Annotated in this window: 10 protein-coding genes; 5 read left to right on the forward strand and 5 right to left on the reverse strand. The window is 40.8% G+C overall.

The features are described 5' to 3' along the window. Window positions 1-8: 8 nt before the first annotated feature. Window positions 9-950: a carbohydrate ABC transporter permease gene (locus tag MHI15_RS05270; RefSeq protein WP_244886367.1), complete on the reverse strand. Its 942-nt coding sequence runs from the start codon at window positions 948-950 to the stop codon at window positions 9-11. Between the two features lie 90 nt (window positions 951-1,040). Then, window positions 1,041-2,516: a carbohydrate ABC transporter substrate-binding protein gene (locus MHI15_RS05275; protein ID WP_341164182.1), complete on the reverse strand. Its 1,476-nt coding sequence runs from the start codon at window positions 2,514-2,516 to the stop codon at window positions 1,041-1,043. A gap of 347 nt (window positions 2,517-2,863) precedes the next feature. Here MHI15_RS05275 and MHI15_RS05280 point away from each other — a divergent pair, with 347 nt between their 5' ends. Further along, entirely contained in the window at window positions 2,864-4,603 is a 1,740-nt protein-coding gene (locus MHI15_RS05280; RefSeq protein ID WP_076130231.1) for a cache domain-containing sensor histidine kinase, read from the forward strand. A 4-nt stretch (window positions 4,604-4,607) separates the two neighbouring features. Beyond that, window positions 4,608-6,224: a response regulator transcription factor gene (locus MHI15_RS05285; RefSeq protein ID WP_341164183.1), complete on the forward strand. Its 1,617-nt coding sequence runs from the start codon at window positions 4,608-4,610 to the stop codon at window positions 6,222-6,224. Between the two features lie 17 nt (window positions 6,225-6,241). Here the strand turns inward: MHI15_RS05285 and MHI15_RS05290 are convergent, their stop codons facing one another. The 3 genes from MHI15_RS05290 to MHI15_RS05300 form a co-directional block, all read right to left on the reverse strand. Next, on the reverse strand, window positions 6,242-6,835 hold the full coding sequence (locus MHI15_RS05290) for a DinB family protein (RefSeq protein WP_076130254.1): 594 nt from the start codon (window positions 6,833-6,835) through the stop codon (window positions 6,242-6,244). A 67-nt stretch (window positions 6,836-6,902) separates the two neighbouring features. Beyond that, complete coding sequence (locus MHI15_RS05295; RefSeq protein ID WP_076310120.1) at window positions 6,903-7,850, reverse strand: helix-turn-helix transcriptional regulator; 948 nt, start codon at window positions 7,848-7,850, stop codon at window positions 6,903-6,905. Further along, window positions 7,847-9,043, reverse strand: coding sequence for a macrolide family glycosyltransferase (locus MHI15_RS05300; protein WP_076217957.1), 1,197 nt, complete (start codon window positions 9,041-9,043; stop codon window positions 7,847-7,849). Before MHI15_RS05300 ends, MHI15_RS05295 begins: the two co-directional genes overlap by 4 nt. Before the next feature lie 147 nt (window positions 9,044-9,190). Between MHI15_RS05300 and MHI15_RS05305 the strand changes: the two genes are divergently transcribed. The 3 genes from MHI15_RS05305 (at window position 9,191) to MHI15_RS05315 (ending at window position 12,392) form a co-directional block, all read left to right on the forward strand. Further along, window positions 9,191-10,381, forward strand: a complete 1,191-nt coding sequence (locus MHI15_RS05305; RefSeq protein ID WP_076130227.1) for a coenzyme F420-0:L-glutamate ligase — start codon at window positions 9,191-9,193, stop codon at window positions 10,379-10,381. A gap of 91 nt (window positions 10,382-10,472) precedes the next feature. Continuing rightward, a complete protein-coding gene (locus tag MHI15_RS05310; RefSeq protein WP_076194987.1) occupies window positions 10,473-11,372 on the forward strand; it encodes a LysR family transcriptional regulator in 900 nt (299 codons plus the stop codon). Window positions 11,373-11,450: 78 nt separating this feature from the next. Next, the gene (locus MHI15_RS05315) at window positions 11,451-12,392 is read left to right on the forward strand and encodes an NAD(P)H-binding protein (RefSeq protein WP_076217959.1); all 942 of its coding nucleotides are present in this window, start codon (window positions 11,451-11,453) and stop codon (window positions 12,390-12,392) included. The last annotated feature ends 437 nt before the right edge of the window (window positions 12,393-12,829 follow it).

Below are 12,829 nucleotides of genomic sequence, written 5' to 3' on the forward strand. Positions count from 1 at the left end.
CTTCTCCCCTACCCTTCTGCTCGATTTGTAAGTAGTCTGGACAGAAAAGAAAGCACAAAGGCGAACACCAGCGTAAATATAGCTATAGCCATGGCATAACCAAAGTTCGCATTCTGGAAGGCCTGCGTGTACATGTAGTGGAGTAAAACAGTAGTTCCACCTGCCGGACCACCGCCAGTCATTACAGTTACAACTATAAAACTTAAATTGATCGTACCTGCCAGAGACAACACAAACGTAATGCCAATAATATCTTTTAGCAGAGGGATCGTAATACTGGTAAGCTTCCGGAAATATCCCGCACCATCAATAGTCGCCGATTCAAACACATCCGCAGAAATCCCATCAATCGCAGCGATATACATGACCATATAATAACCAACCGCTTGCCAGATCAGTGTAACGGCTACACACCACAATGCTGTTCGGCTATCTCCAAGCCAGGGTCTGCTCAGTTGATCTAATCCGATGCTCCCCAGAATATTATTCAAAATGCCCATGTTGGGATGAAACACAAAGGACCAGATAATTCCGACTACCGTCAAAGAGATGATACTAGGAAAGAAAAATACGGTTCGGTAAAATCCTCTTTCCTTCAGCTTCGTCTGCGTTAATAGAAAAGCAAGCACCAGCCCAAAAATCAACGTAATCACTGGCACGACCAGCATCAGTTTAAATGTATTGCTCAGAGCTTTGAGGAACATCTCATCTTGAAACATATATTTATAGTTATCCAAAAAGATAAACTTGTTCTCATCACTCATCCCGGTAGCATCCGTAAAAGACATAAAAAATGCCCGAAAGGTTGGAATAATCATAAATACGAGGGTCAACAGGAGCGTTGGAATCGTGCATACCGCTATGAATAGCTTAGGATTTCTGGTTTTCGCTGTCCTAATCTTTGATTTCCTCTGTCTAGGAGCTACTTCTGCCAGCTGCATTTCAGACATCTTTCACACTCCCCTTCATACAAAATGCATCCCGTTCATAGATAACCTTATCCATTCCTAACAGGATGCATTTGCATGAGATACTATAGATTATTTACTAGCCGCTTTCTCTTTACGAATCTGTGCAAAAGCTTTTTCCACATTATCCATCCATTGATCTGTGGTCATTTGGCCTGTCATCACTGGTGTGACCGTATTCTTGAACATTTCAGTGACTACACTAACCTTGGAACCCTTCGGTAACGATTGCCAGCCCTGTAGAATAGAAATGGAACCATTATAAGCCTCGAACATGTCATAGACACCTTTAGTCAAAAATGGCTTAGACAGCTCCTTCGCATCGTTAAGCGCATACGCCCCATTCGCTTTTTCCGCAAATAGTTTTACAGATTCATCGGTATACAGGAACTTTAAGAATTCCTTAGCGAGCTCAGGATTTTTGGCCTTAGCAGGGATGGAGAATTGCTCGTAGCTGGAAAGCACATACTTCTGATCGCCTTTATTGAACACAGGTACTGTTGTCATCCCAAATTCAAATCCATTTTCTCTAGGTGAATCCTTCATTTCATTTTCCATCCAGTTCCCGTTTACGATAAACAAAGCTTTACCCATCATCATATCGGTCTGCGACTGTGTATGGTTCAAGGCAACCGTGCCGTCCATCAGATAACCGTCTTTAGAGATTTTATAGAAAATATCCAGTACTTTTTTGATCGTGTCGTTCTTAAATGAACCTTCCTCATAAGCAAAGACTTTATCCAGCGTTTCTTTTCCCCCCGCACTCGCAATGGCCGGGTAGAGAATTTCCTCCAAATAATCCGGATAGATGCCTTGGTAAGTGAATAAAGCCCGCTTCGTTTTGGTTCCATCTGCATTAACCAGGTAGTTCTCCTCTTTGTTCAGCTCATCCCCTAAAGCAAAGAACTCCTCCCAAGTCTCAGGAACACTCCAGCCTTTTTCTGCGAACAGTGTTTTATTGTAAATCAAGCCCATCGGTCCAGCATTAAAAGGTGCAAGATACGTCTTTACATCTTGATAGGGCTGAAATCTTGTACTGTCCAGCATCCCCGGTAGAATCATATCCTTAAGCGTCTCCTCTTTATCAAGCGCTTTGCTTTCAAATACATCGCTGATATCTAGCAGTCCTTTTTCTTTAATCAATGAAAGCACGATGCCACTTTGCTCTGTATCTGTAACGGATAGGAAGTCGGGAGGATTACCCGCAACAATCTGCGGCCGGATTACTTCACCAACTTTAGGATTAATCGTCATGTTCACTTTCACACCTGGATAAGCACTTTCGAATTTGCTGACAATTTCATTCCAATAATCCGCACCATATCCCCCTTGGAATACAGCAATGCTAAGTTCCTTGTTATCAAAATCTTTAGCAGGTTCTTCTTTAGTCTTCCCGGCGTTCGTTGTACTTGTAGCTTGCGCGGTGCTCGCAGCTTTCGTTGAATCTGATTCATTAGAGGCAGCAGGTTTATTATTGCTGTTCCCACAGCCGAGCACCCCCACACCTAGCAGCATCACTGCTAATAATGTACTCATAGTCTTTTTCATAAACGCCCTCCTTAAGATATTCTTGTAAACGCTTTTTTAATAATTTAAGTATAGAAGGATTTACGCTATATTTACATTTACAATACAAACCTACCTATGTATTATCTTATCCATCTTCCAATGCGAGCTCGTATAAGCTTATTCATCAGGATCACATAACCTGTAAACTTAGCCGTTAACGGAATGGATAATATTATCCATTCCATAGATTATTCTCACTTTTCGCCGCTGCATATATATTCCATTGTTCTTTTTATGTTAACTTGTAAGTAAAAGATAGTGAATGGGAGGTCATCCACCTGAGTCGACGCAAAGGGAAGCTGCATTTTCCTAATCCTCCGCAAATCATGCGCAAGGTTAAAATTCAAAATCGCTTAACCGTCATTTTCTTAATCGTATCCGTGATCCCAATCATCTTTATAGGTTTCTACTCCTACACCATTTACTCCAAATCTATTAACAATAAATTAAGTAAATCCACATTTCAGGCTTTAACCCTGCTTAATCGAACGATGTTAAGTGAACTTAACAACTATCAATATCTTGCAGGCTCTGTTTCTACCAATAGTATTATTCAGGAGCGTTTATCGGCAGCACCAAATGAACCCGCTCCTAGCAATGCTGCCATTAATCATGCCATGGACAATTTATATAGAACCATCTACCCCGGATATGTCCAGAACGTTCGGGTCATCGACGCCAAGAACCAACCTATTTATGAATTAGGCTACGATGGCATCCCCAATCCTAAGTATGAAGAAATTATGAAACAAGTAGAGCTCAATGCCCCTTATGACAGTCTTAACTACGCAAAAAGCTATCGCGCTTACAATACCATTGTCCTGGGCCGGAAAATTTTTGATCAAGATGACATTGGCGTTCCCTTAGGTCATGTGTTTGTTTTTATTGGTGGGGAGTTATTTTCAAAAGTCATCCTTTCCAGTGTGGATTTAGGTACAGGTTCCAGTCTCCTTATTATGAATAGGGAGGGAAAAGTAATGTCCTCGAATCAAAAGGATACTCCGCTAGGAGAACCCTATTATAAAGATGAGCTTTTTAAGCAAATCAAGACACAAGAGGCAAAGAAAAACCATTCCTTCCAAGGCATGGTCAATGGCAAAATGCAGCAAATCTCCTATATTAACAATAATCAATTAGGCTGGTACATGATTTCTACCGTGCCCTTCTCTTATATCAATTCAGAGACAAGTAAAATCACCACTGGACTACTTATTGTTGTCAGCATCATTGTAGTCGTGTGTATTCTAATTATTATCGTATTGTATAAAAGCATCCTGAAACCAATCAAACAAATCATCGTCTTCTGCAATCAAATTTTTTATGGTGATCTATCGAGCCGGATCGAAGATCACAGCAACGATGAAATGGGCGTGTTGGCCAATAGAATTAACAGCATGGTCAGTAGAATGGAACAGCTGATGAAGGATCAAAAGAAAGATCTGAAAAGAAGACGTTCGCTCGAATTGCAAATGCTGCAATCGCAGATTAATCCTCACTTTCTTTTTAATACACTTAACTCCTTACGATGGCTGGCGATGATTAACCAGGTTCCCGTCCTTAGCGACGGCATCTCCTCACTAGCTGAATTGCTGCGTAGTACCATTATCGATCAAGATGAGCAAATCACCATCAAGCAGGAGCTGAACAATCTGGATCATTATTTTGCCATTCAAAAAATACGTTATGCCGACAGGTTTGACATTGAATATGACTTGGATGAGTCTTTATTACAGAGCATGATCCCCAAGCTCATCCTGCAGCCGATCGCAGAGAACGCGATTCTTCATGGAGTTACAGATATAGGAGGAAAAGTTCTAATCCAAATTAAGGTATACGCAAAAAATGAATACACCCTTATTATTGAGATCATCGATAACGGAAAAGGGTTTGACACCACCAAATCTGAAAAGGCTGACAATCTGTCGGGTATCGGAATTTCAAATGTGGCCGATCGCATTAAACTTCAATACGGTGAGAGTTACGGGCTGTTCATCACAAGCTCAATGGGTCATGGAACCTGCTGCCGCCTAATTATCCCTAAACAAACATACGAACTTAAGGGGTGATACTATGTATCCTATGTATAATGTAATGCTAGTGGATGACGAACCTATTGTTAAAGTCGCGCTCAGAACCATGATTCCATGGGAAGAGCTTGGATACATGATCTGTGCTACTGCCTCTGACGGAGTTGAAGCCTTAACACTTGTAGACAAGTTTAATCCCCATATCATCATTACAGATCTCAAAATGCCTAATATGGATGGTCTGCAGCTGATAAAAGAACTGAATAACAGAGGGTTTGCAGGAAAAATTCTGGTGGCGAGCAACCACGGGGAGTATGAGTTAGTTCGTGAAGCCTTAGTGCTTGGGGCTATAGATTATATGCTGAAGATTAGTATGAAAACGGGGGATTTGATCCATTTGCTGGAGAAATCTACGAAGCTAATTCAAGAGCAGCTTCAATCTAGGCAGCAGCAGGAGACCCAAACACAGTTATTACAGCACAATTTAAAAAGCGTGAAAAATGCGCTGCTAAAAGATTATTTCACCGATCCTTATTACGATGTGCAGCAGCTTGATCAGCATGATGCTATAAGTTTCGCTTTCAGCGAAAGCAGCTGTTATTTATTCTACGTGACTTTTGAGCAGAATAACGCCACCCAAAACGAAAGACAAAATCACATCTCCGTATCCTTTATTGAAAACATCATCTTGGATATCTTGGAGACCGTAGATCAGTTAGAAATTATTCAGCTAGAATCTAATGGGCTGCTGCTTCTAATCTCCTGTGATACCTTAGACGATCATCAAATTATCCGCACAGACTTTATCCAGAGGGTCATTCGGTTAATCAAAATGTATATTTCTATCACCCCTACTATTGTTTTTTCTGATCCTGTACGGGGATATGCTGAAGCAAAACGAACCCTAGAGCAATGTAAAGAATCCTTGCAAATCCAATTTTACAACGAAATAACGATTATAGATCCAACGGATGTCCATTTAAAGGATACGCTGGACTTCGAGGATGTACATGATTTCTCGACGCAATTAATTCAGAACTGGAAGCTTTCAGGGGTTGAAGCCGTTAATCAAGCAACTCAGCAATTTCTCGACACCTGTAAATCCAAGCAAATTAATCCTGCTGAAACCAAAAAGTTCATCGTAAATTGTCTGCATTATCTTCCCTTATGCGATGCTCATCTCATTGTCGAGGATCCGAAGCTTTTGAAGACCTATATAGAAAATATCGCCAGCAGTAAACGTACCACTGACGTTCTATCTATAATGGAGCTTGTGTTCCAACTATTCTCCCATCAAAAGCAACAGATCGTAACTACACACAATAGAGATGTTAAACAAGCGATTGACTATATCAACACACATTATCAGAAGAAGCTCACCTTATCTCTGATTGCCAAGCATGTCAACTTAAGTGAGAACTATCTGTCCAGAATCTTCAAAGAAGAAGTGGGGCAAAGCATCATTCACTACATTAATACTGTGAAAATGGAAAAAGCTGCAGAATTAATACTTAAAGGGAATCCATACATTAAAGAAATTTCCACGCAAATCGGTATACACGATCAATTTTATTTCACCCGGTTATTCAAAAAACACTTTGGTGTTAATCCTAGTGAATATAAGAATCACGTTCAGGCCACGCTTGGTTCAGAAAATTAAGACCATTCAAACTCTTTTTATGATCCTTTCACAACCTGAATGTTATTGATGAACCCTTCTTTAGGTGCAAATATGGAATTAAACAACAACTCTTTGTTTAACCGCTCCAGCTGCAGAAGATGATGACGATAGTGCATTTCAATAAGTAGGAACCATTCCTCCGCGCATAGTCCACCAAATCGCGGGTGAGATACGGTATTTTGTTTGGACGCTTTTTCAAGAGAGGGTTCGATCTCTCTCATTCTTTGAATGACTGTACGTAACCCTTGAATTAATTGTTCTTTGCTCTCCGGCTGCTCCGGCGTATATTGGGCGGAAGGCGGAACCTGAATACGAATGGGCGGAAAGCTTCCTTGCGCAAATATAGCCGCACCATCCTCAGTTTTCCCCACATGAGCTACTAAGGGATCTTGGTCTAGCACAAGGCATTGATCAATATTACGAAGCTGCATATACAGCGCCGAGTTAATGAGATGCTGAAACATCTGTCCGATGGACCAGGCGTTTTCACTCGGCTTTTGCTTCAACTGCTCCAGATTGAATCGCTCCAATTCTTGAATATAGTATGTCGCAGTTTCTTCAAATCGTTGTAAGACTTCTTTTGTTGTAATCATCATATATCAGCTCCTGTAGTCATTGATGGTCCAAGTATACAAAAACGCTACTGACAGCGTTATGTCAGTAGCGTTTTAACATTATTTCTATTTCATTTCTAACCTGATCACGGAAAGATTCGGGCTCCAGCACAACCATACCGCCTCCCCAGCCAAGCACCCATTGCAGCAATTCCCCTGGCTCGCGAACGCGAAAAGTAACAAGTACCCCCTCCGCATGCTCCTCAATAGTTTCCATATAGAAATTATTTGATTCCCTTACCTTATCGGCTATGTCAGCTTGGACTAAGATAAGCACATGAACGTTGCGATCATCAGGAGGTTGGTATACCTCCAGATGAAAATCTGCTGGCAGTATAAATTCATCTTCCAGATTAATAAGCTCCCTCATTCGGGATAACCGGAAATGACGGATGTCTTGACGCAATTCACACCAGGCGATGAGTACCCATGACCCGTGATGAAGCACAAGTCCATAAGGAGCAACCGTACGAATACTTTGACGGTTCCCATCGGCTTCGGCGATTCTTTTGGAATAACGAAATCTTATTTTCCTTCCCTCCAATATCGCTCCACGAATGGCTTCCAAACATGACTTCTCTTGTATGGGTGCTATATCTTCTGCGGATGCAAATAAACGAAAACTTTTGCGAATCTGTGATGCTTCACTGCGGATAGCTTCCGGCAGGATGGCTTCTATCTTTGCTTTAGAACTTCTAGCCTTATTACCATAGTGTGCATCAAACCGCTGCTCGATAAAATCAGTTCCGATAAGCAATGTCACTGCTTCGTCCAGCGTGAAACTAACGGGTGGCAGGAAATACCCCTCGATTAAGGAGTAACCCTGCCCTGGCGCTCCTATTATGGAAACGCCCGCTTCACTCAGTGCCTGAATATCCCGATAGATCGTTCTTACGCTCGTTTCAAACGTAGCAGCCAAATCCTCCGCCCGTAACATTTTGTTACGCTGCAGTTCAAGCACTATAGCTAACAACCGGTCCATTTTGTTCATACGACTCCCCCTCCCCGAACAATCTCATCAACAGCTCGTCGATACCCACCCGAGTTCCGAAACGATTCACTGATATTGGAGACAGCTTTTTTATAAGATAAATCGCTTAATATATGATCTACTGCTTCTCGTAGTTGAGTTGCAGTTAAACTTTGCATTTGTAACTTAATGCCTGCTCCGACATGGACGACTTGATCCGCAATTATTGGCTGATCCGCACTTTGTGGAATTACAATTAGCGGAACCCCGTAATAAAGCCCTTCATTGATACTGTTCATTCCACCATGTGTAATAAATAACTTTGTGTATTGCAGGATATCCGTTTGTGGAACATAATTTTTCACGAAAAAGTTTTGCGGAATTTCCCCTAAATCCGTGATTTGGACTTTATCTCCAATTGACATCACAATAGTGTGCTCCGTGTTCCCCAATGCTTCAATACAAAGTTTATAGAATTCAATGGCTTGGTTAAAAACTGTGCCGAGTGAAATGTAAATTGGACTTTTCCCCTTAATTGCCATGAGGTCGAAGTTTTCTGGAGCTAATCGTGAAGAGATGGAGGGTCCTACAAAGATATAAGACGGGTCGAAAGCTTCTCCCTCAGGTTGAAACTCCCTAGTTGTATAAACGATAGTAAGTGGGGCAGGATTACAAAACACTTCATAAGGGGATTCGATGTCCACATCATATTTGCCCTTCACCATTTGCGTCAAGCTTTGGAATTTATCCTTTATAGGATTAGTTACTTCTGCAGGAACTGTAGTATAAAATTGTTCTAACATTTCATCGAATGCTGCTTTTGTCTGCGCAAAAGAAGTACAGGAGCTAATGGCCGGAAGCCTAAGAATTTGAGCTAACAAACGTCCACAACCAAACATAGAATCATGAATGATGTAATCAAAATGCTCCCCTTTGATCTGTTCAAGAACGCTTGGAATAACTATATCTGTCGTAAGTAATAGACCGTTGATTCTTTCGAGTACATAATTTCTTCCACCTGAGATAAAAGCTTGTATAAATTTCTGATCGTCAAATGTTCGTACTGTAGCCCCCGTCATCTCCATACGTTCTCTATAAGCTTCTATACAAAAATACACTACCTCTTCGCCACGAGAAATAAGCTCTTCCACAACGCCAATCGTGGGATTAATATGTCCCTCTGATCCACCATTAATAAATAACACACGCGCCAATTGTAATCCTCCTTAACTATAAATCATTTTTATATTAGATATTATAAACATTAATTTTACTTATATCGCTCTAAAAGGGTATAGTAATATAGGCTTTAAAACCATTTTAATAATATAGAGTATACCCTTATTAGAGGAGAGATCATATTGGAAAGAGTAGTTGGAACAGTTGTACGTGGACTTCGCGGACCTATCATTAACAATGGGGATAACATTGAAGAAATCGTAGTTCAGACGGTATTGAATGCAGCAACAGTCGAGGGTTTTTCGATCGAAGATCGTGACATTGTGACCGTAACTGAATCCATTGTTGCTCGGGCACAAGGAAACTATGCAACGATTGACAATATTGCTGCTGATATAAAGGGGAAATTCGGCGAAGAAACTGTAGGGGTCATTTTTCCAATCCTTAGCCGTAACCGGTTTGCTAACTGCTTACGCGGTATTGCCAAAGGGGCACAAAAAGTAGTCCTAATGTTAAGCTATCCAGCTGATGAAGTAGGCAACCACCTTGTAGACATCGACGAACTAGATGCTAAAGGTATCAATCCATGGACGGATGTATTAACAGAAGCTCAGTTCCGTGAGTTTTTCGGCTATATTAAGCACCCATTCACAGGGGTTGACTATATTGAATATTATAAAGGTTTAATTGAAGCTGAAGGTGTGGCTTGTGAAGTCATCTTCTCCAACAACCCAAAAACCATTTTAAACTATACAAAAAATGTATTAACTTGCGATATTCACACTCGCTTCAGAACCAAACGCATTCTCACAAACAACGGTGCTGAAAAAGTATTTGGTTTGGATGATATTCTTACACAATCAATCGATGGCAGCGGCTTTAACGAAGCTTATGGTCTGCTAGGATCAAACAAAGCTACAGAAGAAAGTGTAAAGCTATTTCCAAACAACTGCCAGCCTATCGTGGATGGTATCCAAGCAAAAATCAAAGAAATTACAGGTAAAACTGTAGAAGTTATGGTTTATGGCGATGGAGCATTCAAAGATCCAGTCGGAAAAATCTGGGAGCTCGCAGATCCAGTTGTCTCCCCTGCTTACACTGCCGGACTTGATGGAACACCAAATGAAGTAAAATTGAAATACTTGGCCGATAACAACTTCTCTCATCTTCGTGGTGAAGAGTTAAAACAAGCCATTTCTAAATACATCCAGAATAAAAATGATGATCTAGTTGGTGCGATGGAAGCCCAAGGGACTACACCTCGTAGATTAACTGACCTGATTGGATCATTATCTGATTTGACTTCTGGTAGTGGCGATAAAGGAACACCAATGATTTATATCCAAGGTTATTTCGATAACTATACAAAATAAGAGTAGTACAACAAAGGGAGTCTCTAAACGAGGCTCTCTTTTTTACTTTCTGGGTTATAATAAAAGCAAACAGCGGCAGGCGGAGGATACTATGAACATAAGAAGGATTAAATATTTTATCGATCTCGTGGAATGCAGAAATTTTACGGAAACAGCTAAAAAGAACTATGTTTCGCAGACCACCATTAGTCAACAAATCGCCGCGCTTGAAGAGGAATTCAACATTCAATTGATTGACAGAAAGCAGATCCCTATTGAGCCAACCAAAGCCGGATGGCTTTTCTATGGCGAAGCCCTCATCCTCTGGAAGCAATATAATCATATGAAGCTGAGCATGGAAAACTTTCAAAAGTATAATACGCAATCCCTGAGTATCGAATATGCGGCGATGACGGATATCCAAAGTTTGTTGAAATTGATTCCCTCGTTTCAGGATCATCATCCGAATATTAAGCTGGAACTGAATAAAGTATTGCTAAAAGATATTGCAGAATACTTGCTAAAAGGGATTTACGACGTGGCTATTGCCTTTGATTCCGAGTTTCAGGGAAAAGAGGACATTGTAACCTATCCCTTATATAAGGGACGTTATTGTGCGGCTGTGAGTCATCACCATCCCCTGTTTCATCATGAATCGATCGCCAAAGAGGAGTTATATGAACATCCGCTAGTCATGCTGAATCCAACAGCTATTGGAAACTCTTATCATCTAATGATCCAGCATGCAATTGAAGACGGCTATCAGCCGAACATTCTTCGAACCGCAGACGATGTGGAGACAGAATTGTTTTATATCATCACAGAGAATTTGATTGGCTTTTTCCCGGATAACTATCAGCTCGCTTATCTTCAAGATGAAGTCAGGCTAATTCCTTTAGATGATTCACACCATACCTTTGCAATCGAAGCAGGTTATCTCAAAAATAATACAAACCCGGCCTTGCCCTCCTTCCTGCAACAAATCCAAATTGGATTTAGCAATCGACCATAAGTTTTATGTGTTAGACTATGTTCTTTTTTTCACATACTATAAGGGTATAAATCATATCCACAAGGAGTGACAACGATCATGGGTAAATTATTGTTGACGGGTGTCGATGGAAATCTAGGGAAGCAAGCTGCGGAATACTTGTTGGAGCTGGTAGATAAAGACCAAATCATTTTTTGCGCTTACGATCCAGCATGTTTGAAAGAATATGCGGAACAAGGGATTGAAACACATGTGACCAACTTTAATAACAAGGAAGGCCTTGCCGAAGCTTTTGCTCATGCCGATAAACTCGCTCTAATCTCCATGCCTTTTGTTGGAGAGAAACGTCAAAATGCACAAAAAAATGTGGTTGATGCTGCCAAAGAAGCTGGAGTCAAACAGATCATTTATACTTCTTTGGTCAACGCAGCCGATGAAAGCAATCCAAGCGTAGAAAAAATTGACCATGTGTATACCGAACGTTATATTCAAAGCGTTGGGCTAGATTATATCTTCCTTCGGAATTCCCAATATGCGGAAGCCATGATAACCAATTACTTTACGTATGTGAAGGGTGACGGGGTATTAACAAACAATCAAGGTGACGGTAAAATGGCTTATATCTCGCGGAAGGATTGCGCAAAAGCCGTTGCGTATGCCCTAGCCTCCAATAACTATCAGGAAGCGATTCTAAATATCAACGGGCTTGAATTGATGACAATTACCGACTTCATTAAGATTGGTAATGAAGTAACGGGCAATCATATCACCTACAAAGAAAACACGGACGAAGAAAATTATGCCGTATTCGAAGCAATGGGCGTGCCTAGAACCACCGATGGTGCATTTAAAGAAGGTTCCGAAGCCCCCTTTTCTTCAGAAGGTATGGTTACTTTCGGACAAGCTATTCGTGAAGGAAAAATGGATGTTTATACGGACGACTTCAAACAACTTACTGGTCAAGACCCTTTGACCGTGAAATATATGTTTGAACATGCCGATGAATTCCAGGTTGGCGAAAGACACTCTAAAGACAATTAAAAGCTGCCACTCTTACTTCTTAGGCTAAATCACCCCCGTTTATTAAACGGGGGTGATTTCTTTTATACTGAGCGTGGCACAAAAACTCCGTAAAGCTCAATCATATGCTCGCCCTGGAGATAATCAGGGAAAACCTCCCTAATATTCTGAGGATTCTGGTCATCAGACTAATAATCAGGGAATTCTTCCCTGAAATTTAAGTGATTTGGCTGTAAATCTTGATATTGCTCTGTTTTTAGGGAGTTATTCCTTAATTTCATTCATTTAGAGCAATTATCGACTTTTATTAGGGAGGTTTTCCCTAATCCTCCGTCACGGTATAGATAGAACTAGCCAAGTATATCGGTAAAATCGCTGTAGAACAAAATACACCTTTAACTGTACGGATAAACATCCGAATGGCTAAAGGTGCATTATCTTTATCTCTGTCTATTTTT

This window comes from Paenibacillus sp. FSL H7-0918, assembly GCF_038007025.1.
Taxonomy (GTDB): Bacteria; Bacillota; Bacilli; order Paenibacillales; family Paenibacillaceae; genus Paenibacillus_AQ; species Paenibacillus_AQ odorifer.